Origin of the sequence: Pseudomonas gregormendelii (genome assembly GCF_017114825.1) — a bacterium.
Taxonomy (GTDB): Bacteria; Pseudomonadota; Gammaproteobacteria; order Pseudomonadales; family Pseudomonadaceae; genus Aquipseudomonas; species Aquipseudomonas gregormendelii.
Genome location: NZ_JADEVO010000007.1, coordinates 18,110 through 41,700, shown reverse-complemented (window position 1 = coordinate 41,700; position 23,591 = coordinate 18,110). Strand labels below are relative to the sequence as shown.

17 protein-coding genes and 1 pseudogene are annotated in these 23,591 nt (G+C 61.0%); 7 read left to right on the top strand and 11 right to left on the bottom strand.

Annotated features, from left to right (window positions below; genetic code table 11):
* Positions 1 to 55: 55 nt before the first annotated feature.
* Positions 56 to 1,738, bottom strand: a complete 1,683-nt coding sequence (gene ilvD / locus IMW75_RS07190) for a dihydroxy-acid dehydratase (RefSeq protein WP_205892197.1) — start codon at positions 1,736 to 1,738, stop codon at positions 56 to 58.
* 385 nt (positions 1,739 to 2,123) lie between these two features.
* Between ilvD and mqo the strand changes: the two genes are divergently transcribed.
* On the top strand, positions 2,124 to 3,773 hold the full coding sequence (gene mqo, locus IMW75_RS07185) for a malate dehydrogenase (quinone) (protein WP_205892196.1): 1,650 nt from the start codon (positions 2,124 to 2,126) through the stop codon (positions 3,771 to 3,773).
* A gap of 351 nt (positions 3,774 to 4,124) precedes the next feature.
* On the opposite strand, the gene katG is transcribed toward mqo, so the two are convergent.
* The 6 genes from katG to IMW75_RS07155 form a co-directional block, all read right to left on the bottom strand.
* A complete protein-coding gene (katG, locus tag IMW75_RS07180; RefSeq protein ID WP_205892195.1) occupies positions 4,125 to 6,383 on the bottom strand; it encodes a catalase/peroxidase HPI in 2,259 nt (752 codons plus the stop codon).
* A gap of 228 nt (positions 6,384 to 6,611) precedes the next feature.
* On the bottom strand, positions 6,612 to 7,625 hold the full coding sequence (locus IMW75_RS07175; protein ID WP_205892194.1) for a proline racemase family protein: 1,014 nt from the start codon (positions 7,623 to 7,625) through the stop codon (positions 6,612 to 6,614).
* Positions 7,626 to 7,662: 37 nt separating this feature from the next.
* Complete coding sequence (locus IMW75_RS07170) at positions 7,663 to 8,451, bottom strand: ABC transporter permease (protein WP_205892193.1); 789 nt, start codon at positions 8,449 to 8,451, stop codon at positions 7,663 to 7,665.
* Complete coding sequence (locus tag IMW75_RS07165; RefSeq protein WP_045057370.1) at positions 8,448 to 9,290, bottom strand: ABC transporter permease; 843 nt, start codon at positions 9,288 to 9,290, stop codon at positions 8,448 to 8,450. The genes IMW75_RS07170 and IMW75_RS07165 overlap by 4 nt, the downstream gene beginning before the upstream one ends.
* Positions 9,287 to 10,354 (bottom strand): ABC transporter ATP-binding protein, encoded by a 1,068-nt coding sequence (locus IMW75_RS07160; RefSeq protein ID WP_205892192.1) that lies wholly within the window; start codon positions 10,352 to 10,354, stop codon positions 9,287 to 9,289. The genes IMW75_RS07165 and IMW75_RS07160 overlap by 4 nt, the downstream gene beginning before the upstream one ends.
* A gap of 15 nt (positions 10,355 to 10,369) precedes the next feature.
* Positions 10,370 to 11,419: an ABC transporter substrate-binding protein gene (locus IMW75_RS07155; protein ID WP_205892191.1), complete on the bottom strand. Its 1,050-nt coding sequence runs from the start codon at positions 11,417 to 11,419 to the stop codon at positions 10,370 to 10,372.
* A 116-nt stretch (positions 11,420 to 11,535) separates the two neighbouring features.
* Between IMW75_RS07155 and IMW75_RS07150 the strand changes: the two genes are divergently transcribed.
* The 4 genes and pseudogenes from IMW75_RS07150 (at position 11,536) to IMW75_RS07140 (ending at position 13,918) form a co-directional block, all read left to right on the top strand.
* Complete coding sequence (locus IMW75_RS07150; RefSeq protein ID WP_205892190.1) at positions 11,536 to 11,889, top strand: type 1 glutamine amidotransferase family protein; 354 nt, start codon at positions 11,536 to 11,538, stop codon at positions 11,887 to 11,889.
* 18 nt (positions 11,890 to 11,907) lie between these two features.
* Positions 11,908 to 12,117: pseudogene (locus IMW75_RS27175) on the top strand (DJ-1/PfpI family protein); the annotation flags it as partial.
* Positions 12,118 to 12,171: 54 nt separating this feature from the next.
* Positions 12,172 to 12,567 (top strand): helix-turn-helix domain-containing protein, encoded by a 396-nt coding sequence (locus IMW75_RS27170; protein WP_336512414.1) that lies wholly within the window; start codon positions 12,172 to 12,174, stop codon positions 12,565 to 12,567.
* Between the two features lie 223 nt (positions 12,568 to 12,790).
* The gene (locus tag IMW75_RS07140) at positions 12,791 to 13,918 is read left to right on the top strand and encodes a GGDEF domain-containing protein (RefSeq protein WP_045057367.1); all 1,128 of its coding nucleotides are present in this window, start codon (positions 12,791 to 12,793) and stop codon (positions 13,916 to 13,918) included.
* Between the two features lie 31 nt (positions 13,919 to 13,949).
* Here the strand turns inward: IMW75_RS07140 and IMW75_RS07135 are convergent, their stop codons facing one another.
* From IMW75_RS07135 to IMW75_RS07120, 4 genes are all read right to left on the bottom strand, one after another.
* On the bottom strand, positions 13,950 to 16,169 hold the full coding sequence (locus IMW75_RS07135; RefSeq protein ID WP_205892188.1) for an LTA synthase family protein: 2,220 nt from the start codon (positions 16,167 to 16,169) through the stop codon (positions 13,950 to 13,952).
* 105 nt (positions 16,170 to 16,274) lie between these two features.
* Complete coding sequence (locus IMW75_RS07130) at positions 16,275 to 18,311, bottom strand: LTA synthase family protein (protein ID WP_205892187.1); 2,037 nt, start codon at positions 18,309 to 18,311, stop codon at positions 16,275 to 16,277.
* 29 nt (positions 18,312 to 18,340) lie between these two features.
* Complete coding sequence (locus tag IMW75_RS07125) at positions 18,341 to 18,952, bottom strand: hypothetical protein (RefSeq protein WP_205892186.1); 612 nt, start codon at positions 18,950 to 18,952, stop codon at positions 18,341 to 18,343.
* Positions 18,949 to 20,241, bottom strand: a complete 1,293-nt coding sequence (locus IMW75_RS07120) for a sialidase family protein (protein ID WP_414704641.1) — start codon at positions 20,239 to 20,241, stop codon at positions 18,949 to 18,951. The genes IMW75_RS07125 and IMW75_RS07120 overlap by 4 nt, the downstream gene beginning before the upstream one ends.
* 488 nt (positions 20,242 to 20,729) lie before the next feature.
* Between IMW75_RS07120 and IMW75_RS27165 the strand changes: the two genes are divergently transcribed.
* Positions 20,730 to 22,733 (top strand): aminotransferase class I/II-fold pyridoxal phosphate-dependent enzyme, encoded by a 2,004-nt coding sequence (locus IMW75_RS27165; protein ID WP_205892185.1) that lies wholly within the window; start codon positions 20,730 to 20,732, stop codon positions 22,731 to 22,733.
* A gap of 24 nt (positions 22,734 to 22,757) precedes the next feature.
* Complete coding sequence (locus IMW75_RS07110; RefSeq protein ID WP_205892184.1) at positions 22,758 to 23,540, top strand: transporter substrate-binding domain-containing protein; 783 nt, start codon at positions 22,758 to 22,760, stop codon at positions 23,538 to 23,540.
* Positions 23,541 to 23,591 lie beyond the last annotated feature (51 nt).

The following is a 23,591-nucleotide window of genomic DNA, read 5'->3' as shown; positions in this document are numbered from 1 at the left end:
CCTGTGGGAGCGAGCCTGCTCGCGATTGCGATCATGCAACCAGTCGGGAATCGGCTCAGAGATATTTATCCGTCACAGCGCCTTCCGAGGCGCTCGACACGGTCTTCGCATATTTGGCCAACACCCCGCGTTTGTAGTTGGCCTCCGGGCGCACCCAAGTCGTCTTGCGCCTGGCCAATTCAGCCGCCGCAACTTCCACGGTGATCTGCCGGGTTTCGGCATCGATAACGATTCGGTCGCCATCCTCGATCAACGCAATCGGCCCGCCCTCGAATGCCTCCGGGGTGATATGGCCCACCACGAATCCATGGGAGCCGCCAGAGAAGCGGCCATCGGTGATCAGCGCTACTTCCTTGCCCAGCCCCTTGCCCATGACCGCCGAAGTCGGCGAGAGCATTTCGCGCATGCCGGGTCCGCCCTTGGGTCCTTCGTAGCGAATCACGATCACATCGCCTGCCTGCACCTCGCCGTTGAGAATGCCCGCCAGCGCGCCTTCTTCACCGTGATAGACCCGGGCAGTGCCTTCAAATCGCAGGCCCTCCTTGCCGGTGATTTTGGCCACCGCGCCATCGGGGGCCAGGTTGCCGCGCAGCACGACCAGGTGGGAGTCCTTCTTGATCGGCTGGTCGAAGGGCAGGATCACGTCCTGGCCGGCCACGTAATCGGCAACATCGCGCAGGTTCTCGGCCAGTGTCTTGCCGGTCACGGTCATGACATCGCCATGCAGCATGCCGGCGTCCAGCATACGTTTCATCAGCGGCTGGATGCCGCCGATGGCTACCAGTTCGCTCATCATGTACTGGCCGCTGGGCCGCAGGTCGGCCACCACCGGCGACACTTTGCCCAGCTCGACGAAATCATCCAGCGTCAGCTCGACGTCCACGGCGTGGGCCATGGCCAGCAGGTGCAACACGGCGTTGGTCGAGCCGGCGAGGGCGATCACCACGCGAATCGCGTTTTCAAAGGCCTTGCGGGTCATGATGTCCCGCGGCTTGAGGTCGAGCTTGAGCAACTCCATGACCTGTTTCCCGGCGCGGAAGCTGTCTGACGTCTTGTCGGTACCCACCGCATCCTGAGAGCTGGAACCGGGAAGGCTCATGCCCAGGGCCTCAATGGCCGCAGCCATGGTGTTGGCCGTGTACATCCCGCCGCAGGAGCCAGGGCCAGGAATGGCCACTGCCTCGATCTGCTTGACCTGGATCTCGTTGATATCGCCACGCGCATGCTGGCCCACGGCTTCGAACACGGAAATGATGTCGGTATGGCCCGCACCCGGGCGAATGGTGCCGCCATACACAAAGATCGAGGGGCGGTTCAGGCGTGCCATGCCGATCAGGCAGCCGGGCATGTTTTTGTCACAGCCACCCACCGTGACCAGTCCGTCGAAGCCTTCGCAACCGGCCACCGTTTCGATCGAGTCAGCGATGACCTCCCGCGACACCAGTGAGTACTTCATGCCTTCGGTGCCGTTGGCGATGCCGTCGGAGATGGTGATGGTGTTGAAGATCACCCCTTTGGCACCCGCCGCATTCGCTCCGCGTTCGGCCTCCCGCGCGAGCTTGTCGATGTGCATGTTGCAAGGCGTGACCATGGCCCAGGTCGAGGCAATGCCGATCTGCGGCTTGGCGAAATCCTCGTCGGTAAAACCCACGGCCCGCAGCATGGCGCGCCCCGGCGAGCGCTCCACGCCGTCGACTACCTGAGAGGAGTATTTGCGCAAATCGGGTTTGTCGCTCATTTAGATGCCTCGCCGGCTTGGGTGAAAAAACACCTTGAGTATAGTGGCCCGGACGTCTGCAGCCGGACCAGCGAGTCGGGAACAGACGCGCGGGTTTGTCCTGACGTGATATTCTTTGCAGTAACTTGGTTCGATCCATTCAGTTTGCGTGTCCATGCGACGCGCCAACGGAATCACTGTCGCTCAAGCAGCTGAAGCCAATAAAGATAAAAAGTCAGTTCAGTAGGGACATATAAATTGAGGTCGATGCACTCAATCGGCCTTGTGTGCCCACCCTCCAATCCAGCGGCGCGAGCACCCACGACATCCTGCCTGAATGTCGTGAAATACGGGGCCCGAGACTGCGGATGGCAGGGCGGATGGCGTTTTATCATAGGTGCTACAGATGTTTAAGAAAATGAACACGGCCCTGCTTGGGCTGGCTTTGTCGATGGGGATCACGTCCGCTCAAGCGGAAGAGGCAAAGAAAGTCGATGTGCTGCTGATCGGCGGCGGCATCATGAGCGCGACCCTGGGTGTCTGGCTCAACGAGCTGGAACCCGGCACCTCGATGGAAATGATCGAGCGTCTGGACGGCGTGGCCCTGGAAAGCTCCAACGGCTGGAACAACGCCGGTACCGGTCACTCCGCCCTGGCCGAGTTGAACTACACCCCGGAAGACGACAAGGGCAATGTGTCGATTCCCAAGGCCGTTGAAATCAACGAGGCGTTTCAGATCTCCCGTCAGTTCTGGGCCTGGCAGGTTCAGCAAGGCGTGCTGAAGAACCCGCGTTCGTTCATCAATTCCACGCCACACATGAGCTTTGTGTGGGGCGACGACAACATCAGTTTCCTCAAAAAGCGTTACGAAGCCCTGCAGGCGAGCCCGCTGTTTGCCGGCATGCAGTATTCCGAAGACCCGGCTGTGATCAGCAAGTGGGTGCCGCTGATGATGGAAGGGCGTGACCCGAAACAGAAAGTTGCCGCCACCTGGTCGCCAATCGGTACCGACGTCAACTTCGGCGAAATCACTCGCCAGTTCGTCGCGCACCTGCAGACCACCCCGAAGTTCGACTTGAAACTGTCCAGCGAAGTGCAGGACATCACCAGGAACGAAGACGGTACTTGGCGCGTCAGCTACAAAAACCTGAAAGACGGCAGCAAGTTCGAGACCGACGCCAAGTTCGTCTTCATCGGCGCTGGCGGCGGTGCCCTGCACCTGCTGCAGAAGTCCGGTATTCCTGAAGCCAAGGAGTATGCAGGCTTCCCGGTTGGCGGCTCGTTCCTGGTGACCGAGAACCCGACCATCGCCGAGCAACACCTGGCCAAGGCCTACGGCAAAGCCTCCGTTGGCGCACCACCGATGTCGGTTCCGCACCTGGACACCCGTGTCCTGGACGGCAAGCGTGTCATCCTGTTTGGCCCATTCGCGACCTTCAGCACCAAGTTCCTGAAAGAAGGTTCGTACCTGGACCTGCTGACCACCACGACCACGCATAACGTGTGGCCAATGACCAAGGTCGGCATCAAGGAATACCCGCTGGTCGAGTACCTCGCCGGCCAGCTGATGCTGTCGGACGAAGACCGCCTCAACGCCCTGAAGGAATACTTCCCGAACGCCAAGGCTGAAGACTGGCGCCTGTGGCAAGCCGGCCAGCGCGTGCAAATCATCAAGCGTGACGAAGCCGCCGGTGGCGTGCTGAAGCTGGGCACCGAGATCGTGGCTTCGCAAGACGGCTCCATCGCCGGCCTGCTGGGCGCCTCCCCAGGTGCATCGACCGCCGCGCCGATCATGCTGACTGTGCTGCAGAAGGTGTTCAAGGACAAGGTCGCTTCCCCGGCCTGGCAGGAAAAACTGCACCAGATCGTGCCGAGCTACGGCACCCAGTTGAACGGCAACCCTGAGAAAGTGGCTGAAGAGTGGGCCTATACCGCCAAGGTACTGCAACTGACTCCGCCGCCGGCGATGGGTCAGGTAGCGGCTCCGGTGGCTGCTCCGGCTGATGCCGAGAAGGCTGCTCCGAAGGCTAACGCTGCAAGTGACATGGCTTTGTAAGTAGAAGCGCTGTTGAAGAGCCCGCTGAACCGGTGACGGTCAGCGGGCTTTTTTGTGGGTGTTGTTATGGGAGGATCGCCAGCATGGAGGGATGAAGCGCGGGTTCAGGCTGTGCTCTGATCCGTATTTTTCATCGCCATCTGCATCTGTAATGCAAACAGACTGCGGCTCACAATAACTGCATATTGAACAGGCAGGAGCACCCTCATGGGCAAGATGGCGATTTTCCTCGGTGGTTTTCTCGTACTGACGGTGCTGATCGGCGCTCTGGCCACGATCTCGCCGGTGTAGCCTTCGCGCCTCAAAGCAAAACGCCTCCAGCGGGAGGCGTTTGCGTTTCAGGGCTCAGGCTTATTTCACATCGAACCGATCCAGATTCATCACCTTGGTCCACGCCGCAACGAAGTCCTTGACGAATTTTTCCTGGCTGTCGCTGCTCGCATAGACTTCGGCAAGCGCCCGCAACTGCGCATTCGATCCAAACACCAGGTCCACACGTGTCCCGGTCCATTTTACCTGGCCCGTCTTGCGGTCACGTCCCTCAAACTCCTGCGCGTCGTCCGAGGTGGGTTTCCATTCCACGCCCATGTCCAGCAGGTTGGTGAAGAAGTCGTTGGTCAAGGCTTCCGGCCGTTGGGTGAACACGCCGTGCCGGGTCTGGCCGGCGTTGGTGTTCAGCACCCGCAGGCCGCCAATCAGCGCGGTCATTTCCGGGGCCGTGAGGGTCAGCAGTTGGGCCTTGTCGATCAGCAGTGCTTCGGCCGGTACGGTGTAGCGGGTCTTGAGGAAGTTGCGAAAGCCATCGGCGACAGGTTCGAGGAAGGCGAAGGACTCAACGTCTGTCTGTTCCTGGGTTGCATCGGTCCTGCCCGGAGTGAAGGGCACGGTGAGGGTGACCCCGGCATTTTTGCCCGCCTGTTCGACGCCGGCGTTTCCTGCCAAGACGATCAGGTCCGCCAGCGAGACTTTCTTGCCCCCATTGCTGAACTCGTTCCGGATGCTTTCAAGTTTGGCCAGCACGCTGCCCAGTTGCTCCGGCTGGTTGGCCTGCCAGGATTTCTGCGGCTCCAGGCGCAGGCGTGCGCCGTTGGCACCGCCGCGTTTATCGGAGCCGCGGAAAGTCGAAGCCGCCGCCCACGCGGTTGAAACCAGTTGCGAGACGGACAGGCCGCTGGCCAGGAGCTTGCCCTTGAGTGCGGTGACATCGCTGTCATTGATCAGCTCGTGGTCGACTTCGGGGATCGGGTCCTGCCACAGCAGTTCTTCGCTGGGCATCTCCGGCCCGAGGTAGCGCGATAGCGGGCCCATGTCGCGATGGATCAACTTGAACCAGGCGCGAGCGAAGGCGTCGGCGAGTTGGTCGGGGTTCTCCAGGAACCGCCGGGAGATGGGTTCGTAGATCGGATCGAAACGCAGCGCCAGGTCCGAGGTGAGCATGGTTGGGTTACGGCGTTTGTTCGGGTCGTGGGCATCAGGAATGATGCCGGCGCCGGCGCCGTTTTTTGGCGTCCATTGGTGCGCGCCGGCCGGGCTTTTGGTCAGTTCCCAGTCGAAGCCGAAGAGGTTTTCCAGGTAGTTGTTGCTCCATTGGGTGGGCGTGGTGGTCCAGGTCACTTCCAGGCCGCTGGTGATGGTGTCCGGGCCTTTGCCGGTACCGAAGCTGTTTTTCCAGCCGAAACCTTGTTCCTCAAGGCCCGCCGCTTCCGGCTCCGCGCCAACATTGTCCGCAGGGCCGGCGCCGTGGGTTTTGCCGAAGGCGTGGCCACCGGCGATCAGCGCGACGGTCTCTTCGTCGTTCATGGCCATGCGGCCGAAGGTTTCGCGAATATCCAGGGCCGACTTGACCGGGTCTGGCTCGCCTTCCGGGCCTTCGGGGTTGACGTAGATGAGGCCCATTTGTACGGCGGCCAGGGGTGTTTCCAGGTGCCGACCGGGTTCGACCCGGCTGTCTTCATTTTCTCCGGGCTCGGCAACCAGTGGGCCTTCGCCGGGCTTTTGCATGGGTTCCTTGTGACCTTGATCGTAGCGACTGTCACCCGCCAGCCACTTGTTCTCCGAGCCCCAGTAGACGTCTTCATCCGGCTCCCAGACATCCGGACGGCCGCCGGAGAAACCAAAGGTCTTGAAGCCCATGGATTCCAGCGCAACGTTGCCGGTGAGGACGATCAGGTCAGCCCAGGAAATGTTGCGCCCGTACTTTTGCTTGATCGGCCACAGCAGGCGGCGGGCCTTGTCCAGGCTGACGTTGTCCGGCCAGCTGTTGAGCGGGGCAAAACGTTGCTGCCCGGAGCCCGCTCCGCCACGACCATCAGCGGTGCGATAGGTGCCCGCGCTGTGCCAGGCCATGCGGATGAACAGCGGCCCGTAGTGCCCGAAGTCCGCCGGCCACCAGTCTTGCGAGTCGGTCATTAACGCGCGCAGGTCTTGCTTGAGCGCCTGGAAGTCCAGGCTCTTGAATGCCTGGGCATAGTCAAAGCCTTCGTCCAGCGGATCGGACAGGGACGAATGCTGGTGCAGGATCTTCAGGTTCAGTTGGTTAGGCCACCAGTCGCGGTTCGTCGTGCCACCGCCAGCGGCGTGATTGAACGGGCATTTCGATTCATTTGCCATGTGTGAGCTACCTTTGGGTGATCATCCGGGCTATTCGCGCCTTGTGGGAACGGCCAGCTTGTGGCGCCAGAGCAGCCCTAAGGGTAGACCCGAGTTGGGCACTCAGCTAATAGGTGGAGTGTTAGGGGACGATAGGGAAAGTCTCTTACACAGGGTGTCGGGCGGTTGCGAGGATGCACGCGCCGCAGAGGGGCATGCCCGGCGTGGTGCGCCGGGCGCGGGCAGAGGTCAGTTAACGACGAAACCTGCACCGACCGGATCGTTACGCTCGATGACCCAGCGCGAGGTCCCCAGGATACTCGCGGTGCCCTTGACGGTCGGGCGCACCGCACGGGTACCGTTGAGGTCGACTTCACCCAACAGGCAGCCTTCAAACGTGCCGCTGCCCAGCAAGCCTTCAGACAGGATCGGCTGGTTCAGCCCGAGTTTGCCCCGGGCTTCGAACATCGCCATCATCGCGCTGGTGCCCGTGCCGCCTGGGGAGCGGTCGAGCTGGCCAGCGCTGAACACGTGGACGTTCTTGTAGAACGCTCCGTCGATGGTTGCCGGATGCCAGAACGTGATGAAGTTGAGGTCGTTGATGTGCGCCTCGGTGGGGTGCTGGATCTTCAATTGTTTCTGGATCTGATCCCGCGCCAGCAGACCGAGGCGCGACAGTTCGCTGCCGTTCTCCGGGCTGATGCGCAGGTCACAATTGGTCAGGTCGACGATGCCGAAGTAATTGCCGCCCCAGACCAGGTCTGCCTTGAGGTCGCCATAGCCTGGCAGGTGCACCGGAATGTCCTGGGCCGCCACGTAGGCCGGGACGTTTTCGAAACGGGTCCAGAGGACTTTGTCGCCTTCAGATGCGACTTCCGCGACCACCAGCCCTGCGGTGGTTTCAAAGCGAATTTTGGTGATGCCATCAGCACCACGCGGGACCAGGCCCAGGGCAACCATGGCCATGCTGACGGCGATCGTGCCGTGGCCGCACATGTGCGAATACACACTGCCATCCATGTAGATCAGGCCTGCGTCGAATTCACTGCTCGAAGGCGGGGTGAGGAAGACGCCAAACATGTCTTTGTGGCCGCGAGGTTCCTGCATCAGCGCCTTGCGCAGCCAGTCGTAGTTCTGCTCAAGAAACGCACGCTTGGCCAGAATGGTCGAACCTGCGGGGTAGGGGATGCCGCTGTGCACGATGCACAGTGGTTCACCTTCGGTATGGGTATAGATGACATCGAACGTGTCTTGCATACGCATGACTGAACTCCTGGCTTGCGGGATGTAGGGGTGGGGTTTATTTGCGTTCTGACAAAAGATCGAGACCGATACACAGGTCCAGAATGATGACGGCGATGACGACCACGACGATGGTTGCCCCTGAGGCAGCAGCAATGGTTGGGTCGACGGTGTACTGCACATAGTTGAAGAGCTTCACCGGTATGGTGTTCAGGTCCGGGGTGGTGTTGAAGATCGACAGCTCAACGTTGATCCACGACGAGATGAAGGCAAAGATAGAACCGGTGACGATCCCGGGCCGGATCTGTGGCAGCACCACCAGAAAGAAGGTTGCCCAGGGGGTACCGCCCAGGTCACTGGACGCTTCCTCCAGCGCACGTTGCTCTGGCGTCAGCATCGACAGCACCGAGCGCAACACGAAGGGCGAGATGATGATGGTGTGGCCGATCAGCAGCGCGAGGAAGCTGCGGGTCAAGCCGAAGTAGCCACCAAACTGCAGCAGCGCTGCGCCGAGCACGATATGCGGGAACACCAGCGGGGACGTCAGGGCAGCCAGGATCGCCTGTTTTCCGGCGAACTCGTAACGCGCAATCGCCAGGGCCGCCGGCACGCTGAGCAGCACTGCAACACAGGTCGCGACCAACGCCAGGACCGTGCTGGTGGCAAACGAGGCCACATAGCTTGGGTCGCTGAGCATCTTGGCGTACCAGTCCAGCGTCCAGCCTTGAGGCGGGAATGCGAGGAAAGACGAGGCGGTGAAGGAGGCGCCCATGATCACCACCAGGGGCAACAGCATGTAGCCGAGCACTGCCCAGGCCACCAGGCGAACCAGCATTCGAGTGATCATTGATTGCTCCCTCTGACACTGCCAACCCGACCGGCAAGGCCGACCATGACCAGGGTGAAGATCAGCAGCACCACGCTCAGGGCGCCGCCGTAGTTGAAGTCGAATACCGAGCTGTATTGCTGGAAAATCAACATCGACAGCACCGAGATCCTGCCGCCCGACAGCAGTGCCGGGGTGACATAGGCACTGGCTGCCAGGGTGAACACCATGATCGAGCCGGAGATGATGCCAGGCATAGTCAGTGGTAGCACCACGTGGAAAAACGTGGCCCGGGGACTGGCGCCGAGATCTTCGGAGGCTTGCTCGTAGGCCGGGTCGACCTGCGCCAGGGCATTGCCTGCCGCGAGCACGATGAATGGCAGGAGGATGTAGACCATGCCGATCAGGATGCCCAGCTCGGTGCCGAGAAACCGCACTGGAGTGTCGATCAGGCCAGTGTCCATCAGGCTCTGATTCACCAGGCCCTTGCGCCCCAGCAGCACCATCCAGCCGAACGAGCGGACGATGTTGCTGGTGAACATCGGCACCACCAGCAGGATCACACAGGCGCGCCGCCAGGCCCGCCACTTCACGACACGCACCAGGTACCAGGCCAGCGGGTAGCCCAACAGCAAAGACACCAGGGTGGTCAGCGCGGCGATGCGGAAGGTCACCAGGATGACGTCCCAATGGTACTGATCGCCCAACACCCGAATATAGTGATCGACGGTAAAGGCCTGGTCCGCGCCCTGGGTGAAGCTGGCGAAGATCACCACGGCAAACGGCGCAAGAAAGAACGCCGCGAAAAATGCCAGGGCTGCAAAGAGCATCAGCAGCGGGGCGAGCGTCTTGCGTTTCATACCGACTCCCCGATCAGGTGCAGATGAGCGGGGTTGAAGCCCAGGCGCACCGTGCTGCCGGCAACCATGTCCGGCCCTGGAAAGCCCATGGTGCGCGCGATGATCATTTGCCCGTCAATCAGGGCATGGATCAGCGTATGGCTGCCGACGGTAACGACGTCGCTGACGGTACCGTGGATTTCGTGGCAGCCGGGCGTCTCGGCAGCAGCGGGTTCCAGCACCTGCAAATGTTCGGGGCGCAGCACGGCCACGCCTTGTGACGGGATGGCACTTGTGTTGCGCACCAGCGGTTGGTTGCGGATACCCAGGCGTATTTCATCGTTGCCGGTGACCTGGTAGTCGATGAGATTGGCTTCGCCGATAAAGTCAGCGACGAAACGCGAAGCCGGTGCGCTGTAGATGGCGCTGCTGGTACCGGTTTGTTCGATGCGGCCGGCATTCATCACCACGATACGATCGGCGATGGTCATCGCCTCTTCCTGGTCATGGGTGACGAAAATAAACGCAATCCCCAGCTTCGCTTGCAGATGCTTGAGCTCCAGCTGCATGCGTTTGCGCAGTTTCATGTCGAGCGCCGAGAGCGGTTCGTCGAGCAACAGCAATTTCGGTTTATTGACGATGGCCCGGGCCAATGCAACCCGCTGCTGCTGGCCGCCGGACATGCCGCTTGGGTAACGCTCGCCCAGCGCTTCGAGGCCCACCAGCGCCAGCGCTTCACGAGCCCGTTCGCGGGCTTCGCCACGGTTGACGCCCTGGCGTCGTGGGCCGTAGGCGACGTTTTCCAGCACCGTCATGTGCGGAAACAGCGCGTAGTTCTGAAAGACCGTGTTCAGTGGCCGACGGTAGGGTGGCAGGCGACTGACGTCCTGGCCGTCGATCGCAATGCTCCCGGAATCAGGCTGCATGAAACCGGCGATCGAGCGCAGCAGGGTGGTCTTGCCACAGCCGCTGGGACCCAGCAGGACGATGAACTCGCCCTGCTCGATGTCCAGGTTGATATTGTCCAATGCCTGGTAAGGCCCAAAGTTCTTGCAGACGCTGTCGATGCTCAATAAAACTGACATTGCAGACCTCTTGAGCTATTTGGCGGTGACTTTGCGGTTCCAGTCGTTGGTGACACTGGCGCGCTGGGCGTTGATCTGCGCCCAGTCGAACAGGCGCAGGTCCTTGATCGATCCGCCTGCGCCCCATGGCAACTTGCGGGCGACCTCCTGCGAGACTTCCACGCCTTTCACCGCCGGGCCCAGGTACAGCTTGCCGGCCAGGCAGGACGCCGCTTCCTGGGTCAGTGCGGTATTGATGAATTGCTCAGCGGCCTTGGTGTTGCGCGCGCCCTTGATCAGGTGCAGGCGCGCGTCGGTCGCCCATGCGCCTTCCTTGGGAATGGTGAAGCCGATGGGGGCTCCCTTGTCGATCAAGTCCCAGGCACCGACGTTGAAGTGCGCGCCGATGATCGCTTCGCCACTCTGGAAAGCGTTGGTAGCGGCGCCCGAACTGTCGGAGAACAGCGCGGTGTCCAGTGCTCCCAGCTTGCTGTAAAGAGGTGCCAGATCGGCGCGATCGATACCCCAGACATCGGCCATGAAGAACACGAAGGGCACCCCGGAAGAATTGGCGGGCGAGGGCAACGCTATCGCAGCAGCGTACTCGGGCTTCCACAGGTCCTTCCAGCTGGTCGGTGCCTCTTTGATTTCCCGGGTGTTGTAGGTCAGGCCCAAAGAGTAGAAGCCGCTGCTGACAGCGAAGGTATGGCCCGCTTCGGCGTACAGCCCTTTTTCCTCGACGTTTTTCAGGTTGGGAATGGCTGCCGGGTCGAGGTCGGCGATCACGCCTGCCGCGTAAGCGAGTTCGCTGATGCCGCCATCCATCCACGCGACGTCGATGGCGGGGCTGGATTTTTGCTGTTGAAGCTTGGCGAGTGTCGTGGTCGAGGTGCCGACTTCCGCTGCCACGGCAATGCCGGTGGCTTTGGTGAAAGGTTCTGCAACACAATTGAGGAACGCGTCTCCCCAGTTGCCGCCGTACAACGCGACGGTCAGTTTTGGCTGATCCGCCATGGCGCCTTGCGAGGAGATGCAGCCCGCCAGCGATAGCGCGACTGTGATTTTAGTGCGGGTTGTTGTTCTCATCTCATGTCCTCTGGGGCGTAGTCGAGCTGTTCCCCTTGTCTGCATCTTGCTCGTAACGTCGATACGAGCGCTTGCACACCGGGGTCTTAAAGTTGAATAGTTGGGTCATGCCCAAAATGACTCAGAATCTCCACGATTGCCATGTATCGAGCGGCACCGACGCGCAGGCGAACACTCGCCCGCAGTTGTCGGTGGGACTGGTGTTGCTCGACCAGTTCACCCTGGCGGCGTTTTCCGGATTTGTGGATGTGCTGCGGTTGTCTGCAGATATCGGCGGCGCCAGTCGGCAGATCCATACTGCCTGGCGTGTGATGAGCGTTGACGGGTTGCCCCGAACCTCCAGCGCCGGGATCACGCTGGAGGTTACAGGCGCATTGGAGCAGGACCTTGACCAGTTCGACTACATCGCCATCTGCGGTGGCAACGATTACCCCAATACCCATTTGCCGGGGTATTTGCGGGACTGGTAGCAGCGCGCAGCAAACAGCCGCACCCGATTACTGGGCATCTGCACCGGCACCTTCGCACTCGCCCAGGCAGGTGTGGTAGGAAACCGCTCGGTCTGTGTGCACTGGAACGTGCTGGACGCGTTTCGCGCGCGGTTTCCGAAAACGCCAGCAGCGGTGGACCATCTATTCATCGACGAGGGAGATTTGATTACCTGTGCCGGTTCAACGGCGGCAATCGACCTGGGCTTGTACCTGGTGGCGCGCCACTGCGGGCGCGAAAAAGCCCAGCAGGCCGTGCGGCATATGATGTTGCAGGGGATTCGCCAGGGGCGTCAGCCCCAGGCGCATTTCTATGCGAACCTGGCGGACATCAAGGATGAGCGGGTGCGCCAGGCCGCGCACTACATCGAGCAGCGCATGGACAGCCTGCCCACGCTGGACGCCATTGCGCGCTATGTCGGCCTTGGGCGTCGGCAACTGACTCGCGCGTTCCAACAGTCGCTGGGCATTTCGCCCATGGAATTCCAGCGCTCGTTGCGGGTGGAATACGGCAGCTGGTTACTGCTCAACAGTCACAGCAGCATCACGCAAATTGCCATGGACTGCGGGTTCGCCGATGGCGCGCATTTTTCACGGGAGTTTCGCACGCGCTTTGGTTTGTCACCGCGTCAGTTCCAGCGTCAGGGACAAGCCGGTTGATGCACTACAATATTGAACGTTGAACCTGTAGGAGCGAGCTAGCTGCCGAAGAACTCCAGCGCGCCGTGGGGTATCAAGTTCTCCGCGTTATCGTTGACGATCCCCGCGAGCAAGCTAGCTCCCGTAACGAATTTTCGTCGCAAATGAGTGTTATTCAATAGCGGGCACTAGTGGCGGGGTGCCACAATCGCGTTTTTACCGGCAGCATGATCAGGCGGATCACATGGATCGAATTGGGCCTCGGTACGACCAGCAAACGCAGATCGCCGATCAGGTGCGCTCGGACCGGTTGCACCAGTTGTTTCACCAATCGGTTTCTGCGGTATTTGGCAGTTACCTGGCCGCTCTCATGCTGTGCTGGCTATGCTGGGACAACCTGGATCACAACGTGGTGTTTTCCTGGATCGCCTTGTTGTCGGTGTCGTCGTTATTGCGTCTGGGAATGTTTATTGCCTATTTCCGCAGCCCCGACCTGGAGCGTACCCCGCAACGCTGGGAGCTCATATACTGGCTGACGCTGGTCCTGTCGGCAGGCATCTGGGGGGGCGGGGCACTGGCGGTGATGCCCACGAACGACCTGTTATCCCAGGCGCTGGTCATGTTGTTCGCGGTGGGGATGTCGGTCAGCGCCGTGTCCTGCTATTCGTCCTATAGCCACATGACCCTGGCGTCGATAGCCCTGGTGTTGCTGCCCTGTACTGTCTGGCTGTTGTTCCAGTCGTCAACGATTCAGGTGGGCATGGCCCTGGCGGTGCTGGTGTTCGCTTCTTTTGTGGCCGGCGCGACCCGCAAGTTGTCCCAGGCGCTGGAAACTGCCTTTCGCCTGACCCGGGAAATGGAACAGGCGCACAGCATTTCCACCCGCGCCGCGCAGACCGACGAGCTCACCGGATTGAACAATCGGCGTGCGTTCTTCGAGCAAGCGCAGCAGTTGTACAGCCACTGCATGAATCACCGATTGCCACTGTGCGTGGTAATGCTGGACATGGATCATTTCAAGCACATCAATGACACCTACGGCCATCAGGTCGGGGACCAGGTGTTGCGGCAGATGGGGGTGGTGATCAGCAAGTCGTTCCGGCCTACGGATGTGTATGGACGCTTAGGTGGCGAGGAGTTCGCGGTGTTGTTGCCCGACACTTGCATCGAGGTGGCGCTGGATATTGCAGAGCAGGTCACGCGCTCCATCGCAGGGTCGATGACCGGGCCGGTGCACTGCATCACGGCCAGCCTGGGGGTCGCGTCGATGGGGAGCGAGGATCATGATTTGCACAGCCTGATGAACAACGCGGACAAGGCGTTGTACCGTGCCAAGGCGCGAGGGCGTAACCAGGTGGCGGTGTCGGAATAACGCAAGGCTGCTCAGACCGCGCACCCGTTACTCAGCTCGACTCCGCCGTATCATCATCAAGGGTTTCGCCAACCGGTTCTTCCTGCCCCGGCAATTCGGTAATCACGCTGAAGTCACTGACCTCGACGGCGCCTGTGCCGTATCCCAGCAAGTGGAAAGAAAAAGCCTTGCGCGACTCGGGATTGTCGAAGCTGAAGTCCATCTCCAGCGGCTGGTCGGCGGTGACCAGCATTTCAGCCGGCAACCCTACTTGAACGTCCCGTTCGAATTCCTTGGTCTTGAGCAGGATGTAGGCATTGTCCTGGCTGTCGACCGAGCGCACGGTCAGGCGCACCCGGGTGTGCGAGCCCTTGGGCATTTCCAGGTATTGCGCGCCGATGAGGTTGTCGGCCCAGTCATCCTTGATTTGCGCCTGCAGCGGAATGCTTGCCGGGCTGCCGAACTGATAACGCTGGTTCAGGGGCGTCTGCATCAGGGTTTGATCCAGGGCCGTGGCGCGCGCCGCAATCTGCCGGGCACGCTGGCCGCCGTATTGGCCGAGCAGCTTCGCCCGCTCTGCGATGAAGCCTTCACTGGCGTAGTACCGGCAGCGTTGCTGGAAATCGCACTCGGTGAAGGTGCCCTGGCCATCGTGATAGCGCAGATTGCCGTTGGTGTAGGACATGATCTCGCGCCCGGTGGCGTAGTCGCGAAACAGTGAGCGGCCGCTCAGGGTGGCCGGCACGGGCAGGGCGAAGTAGTCGAGGATCGACGTACTCAAGTCCACGTGGCCGTACACCCCGGGTTTAATGTGTGGCAACTGCGCCTGATCCGGTGCGAGGGTCAGGTTGAACCCCCATGATGAAGCGAGGCGCACGCCATCGATGCCATGGGACTCGTCGGAGGTGATCACCACCAGGGTGTCCTTGAGCACGCCCTGGCGCTCCAGGTCGCTGAGGAACTGGTCGAGGGCATCATCCAGGTAACCGACCGCTGCCTGCTTGGGGGTGTCGTAGCGTTGCAGGTAGTCTTCGGGGGCGGAATAGGGCTGGTGGGTGCCGACGGTGAGCAGGGTCAGCATCCACGGTTGTTTTTGTTTCTTGAGCTGGCCGACATAGTCCAGCGCACCTTCGAAGAAGGCCTTGTCGTCCTTGCCCCACGGGAAGTCCAGATACGATGCGTTGGTGAACCATTCAAGGCCCAGGGTCGTGTCGAAGCCGATGTGCGGCATGATCTTGTCTTTGGCCATGAAGCGCAGGCCGGCACCCTGGAGGTAATGCGTGGCAAAGCCGTTCTTGCGCAGCTGTGCCGGCAGGCAGTCCTGGTTGCGCGCGCTTTGGGTGAGCATCTCCACGCCTTTGGGAGTGCCGTTGTCGAGTTTGTCGTAGTCACCGCAGAGCATGGCGTACAGGCCGCGGATGGTCTGGTGGCTGTGCAGCACGTAGTCAGGGGTGTTCATGCCGCGTTGCGCCCAGCGACTGAGTCGCGGCATCAGGTCCTCCTGATAGCTGCTGTGCAACGCTTCGCGGTTGGCCCCGATGTAGGCACCGGGAATGCCTTCCAGGGCGATGACCAGCACATTACGCGCCTGTCCGCGACCGGCCAGCAGCCGCTGGCCGTCCAGGTCGAGTTGGACCAGGCCAGCCATCTGCGGCGGCACGTCGACGACGTCGCCCTCCAGCCATTCCTCCACCGCCATCTGCACGTTGCCCGTGCCAGCGGCCATCAATTGATGGGGCAGGTTGTAGACCCGCCACTGATCGGCATCAGTAGGCTGCAAGTGCTGCGCTCCCCAGTGGGCAATGAGCAGCAGCAGCGGAGCGCTCCAGGCATGACGGGGCAGGGACGGCGAGGGGGTCGAGGGCGCCAGCCAATGGCTGAGCAACCATACGCCCAGTGCGACCAGCAACGAGGCTGCCAGCCAGGGCTGGGCGAAGCCGCCACCGGTGGAGTTTTCCAGGAACTGCGGGTCGATCAGGTAATGCACATCCGACACGTTGGGCAACCGGCCAACGGCACTGACCAGCTCGGCGCTGGCCACCGTCAGGAAGGCCCATGCCAGCAACACCGGCAGTGCCAGCCACCAGGGGCGACGATGCAACAGCACCAGCAGCAGGCTGCCGATGGCCAGGTCCGACAAATATCCGTGAGGATTTGACCAGCCCAGTGCTGCGCGCAGGCACAGGGGCACGACCAGTACCAGGCCGAGCAGGGCAATAAGACGCGCGTAGGGTTGCTGCAACCCGAGACGGAGTTTGTTCACAAAATACATTCCAGCCACTAAATCGTCACACAAGTGTGCTGGATGGTATCAAGTGCCGGCAAAACTGGCCCGGATATATAAGGTCACATTTGTCCGCCAGCACTTGTCAGGCCGTTACTTGCGCACGTTCTGGTAGAGCATCAGCCTCGAAGTTTCGTGCATGCCACGGGTCAATTGCACGAGGCGCTTGAACTCCTCGGGGTTCTGCCGGGCCACGTCATCCGTCGGGGTCATCGACGCCAGGTCGTGCAAGGTCGGCGAGCTGCCGTCGTGTTCCATCTGCACCATGAAATGCTGGGTCACGCCGGCAATCAGCGGGAAGGTGCCCTCACGCAAGACCAGCGGCACCACGCGTTCGCCTTCGGGGGCGGGTTGCTGGATATCCCGGCCCATGCCGCTGTTGCGAAACTCCAGGCCCGCCATGCCGGCCACGGTGGGCAGCAAATCCACCAGGCCCACTGCTTCCTCGACGGTGCGCGAGCCCAGCAGCGCAGGGGCATGGATGATCATCGGGACGGCATTGCTTTCCAGGCCCAGCTGTTCGTAGGCCGGGGCCAGAAACGGGATCTGCGCGATGCGGGTGTTGTGATCGCCAAACAGCACGAAAATGGTGTTCTCGTACCAGCCGCCTGCCTTGGCGATTTCCATCAGGCGACCGATGTTGAAGTCCAGCAGGCGCACGGCGTTGTACTGCTCGACACTGCGCGAGCCGGCAGCCTGAACTTCGGCCAGGGTCGGGTGCTTGACCTCGAAGCCGTCATTGAGCGCGGGGATGGTAAAAGGGCGATGATTGCCGGCGGTTTGCACATAGGCAAAGAACGGTTTGTCCTTGGGCAGCGCCTGCAGGATCGTGTCGGTTTCCTTGAACAGGTCCAGGTCGGAAATCCCCCAGACATCGACGACCGGCGCTTTCCAGTCGCGCTCCTCGTACAACCGCACGCCATCGATGCTCTGGCGAATCAGCGCGTTCATGTTGGCCCAGCCGGAGTTGCCGCCGATGGTGTAGATCTTCTCGTAGCCGGTGAAGGCGTTGATCAGGGTGTTCTGCTGGGTGATCAGCGGGTTGCGCGTCGCGGTTTCCTGGCGGGTGACATCGGGCACCCCGGAAATGCTCGCCCACACGGTTTTTGCGGTGCCGGTGACTGGCACGTAGAAATGCTCGAAGAACCAGCTCTGCTTGGCGAGCCGGTCAATGTTCGGCGTCGGATCGATCGGGTTGCCGTAGGCCCCGACAGCGCTGGTACCCAGGGATTCGAGCATCACGAACATCACGTTCGGTGGGCGCGAGCCGGGAATCTTGTAGGGTTGCGGCGCCTGGTGCCTAACAAAATTGAGGGTTTGCGCGTCCGGCTGGTCGACGCCCAGGTAGCGGGACATGACTGCGTAGTGCTCGCGCACCTGCTGTTCGTCGTACCGGGACTGGCCAACCTTGACCGTGTCGTAGAGGAAAATCACCGGGTTCAGGCCCAATGCCGCGATCTGGTTGTTGCTGGAGAAAAACGCATCGCTCCAGCGCAGGGGAACCGGATTTTCCAGGTTCATGTTTTCTACTCGGCCGAGGATGCCCAGCAGCACCAGCACCACCATCAACGCACTGCCCCAGGTGGCGGAGAGTGGGTGAATGACCTTGCGCGGGCGATCCAGCGTGACCCGTTCCAGGCGCACCAAGGCAAGGGTCACCAGCGCTACCGTGGCCAGCCAGCCGAGGCTGATCCAGATCACCGGGTACGTCTGCCAGACCATGTCGCGGGAGATCTGCGCGTCCTCGATGAAGCGCAGCACGGTGGCATTGATGCGCACACCAAGGTAGGCGTAGTGACCAAAATCGATGATGTAGATCAGCAGCAGAACACTCAGGGCCGCCACCAGATAGACCCTGGCGACAAGGCGCAGCACGCGGCTGGTGGTTAGGTTCCAGCGCGGAATCCACGCCAGCAACGCCAGGGGCAACACGGTGAGGATGGCCAGGCGCAAGTCGAAACGAAAGCCGATGCCCAGGGTTTCCACAATGGCGGGTTGGGCGCTCAGGGCGCTAGAGTCAAACCCTGAAAAGCCGAAGAAGAACACCACTCGCAATACCGCGAACAGCGCAAACACGATCGCGGTCGCGCCCAACCAGTAATGCAAGCGTCTCGATTGCAACCAACCCATCCCTGTTCCCCTGTTTAAAGTCGTTAAATCTAAATGGACCTGTGGCTAGCCGATCCACGCCGGCTGAGGAACCAGCGATAGGCCTGGCGGGTGCCGAGCACCAGCAGCGCAACGCAGCAATACAGCGCCAGCAGTGGATCCACCAGGTAATCCCAATAGTTGTGCGAAGGTTTGAGCCCCACCATAAAGGCCAGGGTCGCGCCCGCCAGCATGGCCACTGCCAGGCCGTTGCGCAGGTAGTACAGGCCGAGCGTGAGCAAGGCAATCAAGGTCAGCAGCACGCGCGGGCTGAAACCCAGCCGGTATGGATCGACGTACGTCCAGCCCAGCGTCGCCGGATACAACAGCACGGCCATGGCGGCGAAGATCACCAGCACGCCGACATATCCACGTGGCGCAGGCGCGAGGATTTCCAGGCGGCGCAGGCACGCCCACGCCATCAGGATCATCGTGGTAATCGCCAGGTCATCGATGTGACTGCGCAGATAAGCCGCCACCGTCAAACCGTCCAGAGGAATGAAACTGGCGGCGAGCAAGGCCAGCAGCAGCCCCCCGCGCCAGAGCCGGCCGAGGCCAAAGCCGGGCAGCAGGAGGAATATGATCATTGCGAAACTGAGATGGGCTTGCCACAGGTTGATCATTTCAGGCGCTCGGACAGCCAGGCTTCGTTGAAGGTGACGTGCTTGATGAAGGTGTTGTTCCAGGAATAAACCAGGTGATACATGCCGTCTGGGCTGCGGATGAAGTAGGGGTACTCGTACTCGAACTCACACCCGCGACTGGTGCAGACCCGGGTGTCCAGGTTGCTCAGGAACTGCGCTTCCAGTGGCTGGCGCAGCGCTCCGCTGGAGTCGCGAAATTTCTGGCCGATGATGTCCTTGTAGGCTTGCGGGGAAAACGGCTCGCCTTCCGGGTCAGGTGATTTATCCAGGTCGCGTAGGGCGCGCCAGTCGTCCATTTTAGCATCGGTGCCGTACAGGCTCAGCTTGAAACGGCCTTCGCGCAGGTCATTGAGTGCCACCAGCAAGCCATGTTTCGGCGTGGCGACCGCTGCCAGCGAAGAGTTTGGGTTGGACGGTTCCAGCGGATAGGGTTCGCTCCAGGTTTGCCCGGCGTCTTCGGTGCGCGTTGCCAGCACTCGGTGGTGGGTCTCGCCGGCATAGCGCAGCAGGGCGACGCCGCGCTGGCCATCCAGCGGAACCACCGTCGGCTGCAAAGAATTGGTGCCACGACTGATACGGAATTTGTCGATGACATCGCCGTCCGGGCTCAGGTACAGGTACTCGGCAAACTTACCGAGAAACTCGTGATACACAGGAAGGCCGATCGAACCATCGGCATGAAACACGGGTGCCGAACGCACCAGGGTACTGATATTCAGAAAGGGCGAGGTGATCAACTGGCGCGGCGCAGACCAGTTATCGCCTAAGTCATCGGAGACCATCACATTGACTGCACTGCCGGCCCAACCACCCATCGACACCGAGACATAGAAGAGCCACAGGCGATTGTCCGGCGCCAGCGCCACGACCGGGTTGCCAAGCTTGCGAATGTATTTTCGAGTGCCTTGCTGGGTCGACTGCCGAGTCGCCAACACCTGCTCCGCGCCCCATTCACCGGTTTTCGCGTTGAACCGGGCGGAACGCACCTGCACGTCTGCAGCGCCTTCGCGGGTGCCGGCGAACCAGACCGACATCAGGCTGCCGTCAGGCAGTGCGGTAACCGCCGAGGAATGCACAAAGTCCACCAGGCCAGAGGACGCGAAGCGACTGGTGTAGACGGGCTTGGCCACTTTGTCGGCTACCGCCATCACCGGGCTCATCAGGGCGAAGGAGGAATGGACAGCGGCAGGGTGGGTAAACCAGGCGCCCGCGAACAGGCACACCAACACAACGTAAACGGCAAGGCGGGGAGGATTGATGCGCATCATACGGCTCGGCATCTCAAGGGGCCTGATCGAGCGGCGTAACCTATCACTAGTAGTTCTATATTCGGAGTTAAGCCAGGAGTGTATTTGTAAGGGGATGTTTGTATCTGCTGGGACTTTCGGCGAGCGCATGTACTCAGTAGGGCTGAAAGTCCCGTCTCAGAGACGTCGATGCGTGAATGGAAAAACTCCTGAACTGGAAGTTCGCGCTATTAGCTTTAGATGTTTGGTACGAAACCCATCAACCGCAAGGATGACCAACGTCGGCCTCGGTAGATGTGCGTCGCCGGGCCTGCTCGTGATGCGGCCAGCACAGCCCCAGCAAACGTACCTTGAAACGCCAGCACTGTCGTAAAAACGACCTCTTGACACTGAACGCGAATCTGCAGGAATTATCTGTTGAACGACTGTTCAGCTTCGATTATGTTGAGACCCACTTCCCCGGCTGGTAGCGCGGGCTTGCGTTTCTTCTTATTGAACGAGGCACTTGCATGCGGTTTTCACCCTTTGTTCAGCGGATAACTGGTGACGGCGTTGCCGCCTGGGATATTCACTACGCAGCGTATGAAGCCCAGCGCCGGGGCGAGGATGTGATTATCCTCAGCGTCGGCGATCCGGACTTCCCCACCCCTGACTTCATCACTGACGCCGCCATTGATGCCCTGCGTGAGGGCGATACCCACTACACCGAAATCGCCGGTCGCCTGAAATTGCGCGAAGCGATTGCCGCTCGCCATAGCCCCCTGTTCCACCGTGAGCTTCACGCGTCCAACGTGATTTTGACGGCAGGGGCGCAGAATGCCCTGTTCGCCGCATCAATGTGCCTGCTGACAGCTGGCGACGAAGTGATCGCCCTGGACCCGATGTACGTCACCTACGAGGCTACCCTGAAGGCGTCCGGCGCGACGCTGGTGCGCGTACCGTGCGCTGCCGATGGCGGTTTTCGCCTGGATGCCGCAGTGCTGGCCAAGGCCATTACCCCGCGCACCAAAGCCCTGTTCCTGTCCAACCCGAACAACCCTACCGGCGTCGTGCTCAATCGCGAAGAATTGCAGGCGATCGCCGAGCTGGCCGTTGTTCATGACTTGTGGGTGGTAGTGGATGAAGTCTATGAAAGCCTGACGTTCGAGCGTGAGCACCTGTGCCTGGCAGCGATGCCGGGCATGGCCGAACGTTGCGTGGTGATCGGTAGCCTGTCGAAATCCCACGCCATGACCGGCTGGCGCATCGGCTGGATCATCGCCAACGAAACCCTGGTGGCCCACGTCGAAAACCTGGTGCTGAGCATGCTCTATGGCCTGCCGGGTTTTGTCATGGAGGCGGCACTCAAGGCCGTGCAGTCCCATGCGGACGTCACCCACGGCATGCGTGACATTTACCGCCGTCGCCGCGACCTGGTGGTGAAGAGCCTGGCGGATTGTCGCGGGATATCGGTACTCAACCCGGACGCGGGGATGTTTGTGCTGCTGGACGTGCGCAGCACCGGCCTGACGTCGCTGGAATTTGCCTGGCGGCTGCTGCGCGAGGCGCATGTTTCGGTATTGGATGCGGCTGCATTCGGTGAGCCGGCCCAGGGTTTTGTGCGGCTCTCGTTTACCCAAGGCGAAGAGCGATTGGCCCAGGCCTGCCAGCGCATTCGCAAATTTGTCCTGGTTTTGAGCGGTGAAGCGCCGCGCCCGGTGATCAATCGGGTGAGCAGCGAGGCGACGATCGAGGCGGTGGCCCGCAAGACCATGATCGAAGTCGATCGCCTGCACAAACGCTTTGGCAATATCGAGGTGCTCAAGGGTGTTTCGCTGACCGCCCGTGAAGGTGAAGTGATCTCCCTGATTGGCGCCAGCGGCTCGGGTAAAAGTACCTTGCTGCGTTGCATCAATATGCTCGAAATACCCGACCAGGGCCGCATCCTGGTGGATGGCGAAAGCATCCATCTGAACCAGAATCGGCCGGGGGCGCCATTGGTGTCCGACGCCAAACAACTGGTGCGGATCCGTTCGAGCCTGGGCATGGTGTTCCAGAACTTCAACCTCTGGCCCCATCGCACCGTGCTGGAAAACCTTATCGAAGCACCGACCCAGGTCCTGCGAGAAAGCCGCGCGGAGGCCACCGAACGGGCCGAAGCCTTGCTCGAACGCGTGGGACTGGCGGCCAAGCGCAACGAGTACCCGGCGTTTCTCTCCGGTGGCCAGCAGCAACGGGTCGCCATCGCCCGGGCCTTGGCCATGCGGCCCAAAGTCATGCTGTTCGATGAACCCACCTCCGCACTCGACCCGGAACTGGTCGGCGAAGTGCTGCGGGTGATCCGCTCTCTCGCCGAAGAAGGCCGGACCATGATCCTGGTGACCCATGAAATGGCCTTCGCACGCGATGTCTCCTCCAAGGTCGCCTTCCTGCACCAGGGGCTGATCGAAGAAACCGGTTCGCCGGACGATGTGTTCGTACACCCACGCAGCGAGCGTTGCCGACAATTCGTCAACGCTCATCAGACTCGCTGATCAATAAAAAGACGGGGAACAATCATGGGAAATCGACGTTTGGCAAACTGGATGACGGGCGTGGCATGCGTGCTGCTGGCCGGGATGAGCGCAGCCCAGGCTGCACCGATCAGGTTTGCAGTGGCGGCAGAACCTTATCCGCCGTACACCGAGAAGCAGGCGAACGGTGAGTGGAAAGGTTTCGAGGTTGATCTGATCCATAAGCTGTGCAGCGAGATGAAGGCCGAGTGCGAGATCAAGGAAGTGGCATGGGACGGCATCATTCCCTCCTTGCTGGCGAAGAAGATCGACGTGATTTTTTCCTCGATGTCGGTGACTGCCGAGCGCGAGAAACAGATCGCCTTCAGCAAGGCTTACTACGATTCGGCAATCGCGGTGGTCGGGCCCAAGGGCACCGCCGTGAGCAAGTTCCCGGATGATCTCAAAGGCAAGATCATCGGCGTGCAGAACTCGACCGTCAGCGCCAGCTATCTGAAGGCCAACTACGAAAAGATCGCCGAGGTGAAGTACTACGACACCCAGGACTCGGCCAACGCCGACCTGATTTCCGGCCGTATCGACCTGATGATGGCGGACGGCACGGCCATGGCCTCTTTCGTCAAGACGGCCGATGCCAGCAACCTGGCCTACCTCGCCACCGTGCCTTACGACCCGATTTTCGGTAAAGGCGTCGGCGCTGGTTTGCGCAAGGATGACACTGAGCTCAAGGCCAAACTGGACCAGGCAATCTCTAGCCTGCTGGCAAGCAAAGACTATGACGAACTGTCCCAGAGCTACTTCGGTACGAGCGTGAAACCTGCGTTCTGACGCCGGGCTGCAAGATGACCTGTGGGAGCAGAGCTTTTGGTCCCGCAGGGG

Excerpts from the sequence above, each read along its gene's own strand:
- IMW75_RS07125 (WP_205892186.1), bottom strand. The coding sequence starts at position 18,952 with ATGATCAACCTGTGGCAAGCCCATCTCAGTTTCGCAATGATCATATTC.
- IMW75_RS07175 (WP_205892194.1), bottom strand. The coding sequence starts at position 7,625 with ATGCGTATGCAAGACACGTTCGATGTCATCTATACCCATACCGAAGGT.
- IMW75_RS07150 (WP_205892190.1), top strand. The coding sequence starts at position 11,536 with ATGACTCAGAATCTCCACGATTGCCATGTATCGAGCGGCACCGACGCG.
- IMW75_RS27165 (WP_205892185.1), top strand. The coding sequence starts at position 20,730 with ATGCGGTTTTCACCCTTTGTTCAGCGGATAACTGGTGACGGCGTTGCC.
- mqo (WP_205892196.1), top strand. The coding sequence starts at position 2,124 with ATGTTTAAGAAAATGAACACGGCCCTGCTTGGGCTGGCTTTGTCGATG.
- ilvD (WP_205892197.1), bottom strand. The coding sequence starts at position 1,738 with ATGAGCGACAAACCCGATTTGCGCAAATACTCCTCTCAGGTAGTCGAC.
- katG (WP_205892195.1), bottom strand. The coding sequence starts at position 6,383 with ATGGCAAATGAATCGAAATGCCCGTTCAATCACGCCGCTGGCGGTGGC.
- IMW75_RS07160 (WP_205892192.1), bottom strand. The coding sequence starts at position 10,354 with ATGTCAGTTTTATTGAGCATCGACAGCGTCTGCAAGAACTTTGGGCCT.
- IMW75_RS07120 (WP_414704641.1), bottom strand. The coding sequence starts at position 20,241 with ATGATGCGCATCAATCCTCCCCGCCTTGCCGTTTACGTTGTGTTGGTG.
- IMW75_RS07165 (WP_045057370.1), bottom strand. The coding sequence starts at position 9,290 with ATGAAACGCAAGACGCTCGCCCCGCTGCTGATGCTCTTTGCAGCCCTG.
- IMW75_RS07155 (WP_205892191.1), bottom strand. The coding sequence starts at position 11,419 with ATGAGAACAACAACCCGCACTAAAATCACAGTCGCGCTATCGCTGGCG.
- IMW75_RS27170 (WP_336512414.1), top strand. The coding sequence starts at position 12,172 with ATGATGTTGCAGGGGATTCGCCAGGGGCGTCAGCCCCAGGCGCATTTC.
- IMW75_RS07140 (WP_045057367.1), top strand. The coding sequence starts at position 12,791 with ATGGATCGAATTGGGCCTCGGTACGACCAGCAAACGCAGATCGCCGAT.
- IMW75_RS07110 (WP_205892184.1), top strand. The coding sequence starts at position 22,758 with ATGGGAAATCGACGTTTGGCAAACTGGATGACGGGCGTGGCATGCGTG.
- IMW75_RS07170 (WP_205892193.1), bottom strand. The coding sequence starts at position 8,451 with ATGATCACTCGAATGCTGGTTCGCCTGGTGGCCTGGGCAGTGCTCGGC.
- IMW75_RS07130 (WP_205892187.1), bottom strand. The coding sequence starts at position 18,311 with ATGGGTTGGTTGCAATCGAGACGCTTGCATTACTGGTTGGGCGCGACC.
- IMW75_RS07135 (WP_205892188.1), bottom strand. The coding sequence starts at position 16,169 with ATGTATTTTGTGAACAAACTCCGTCTCGGGTTGCAGCAACCCTACGCG.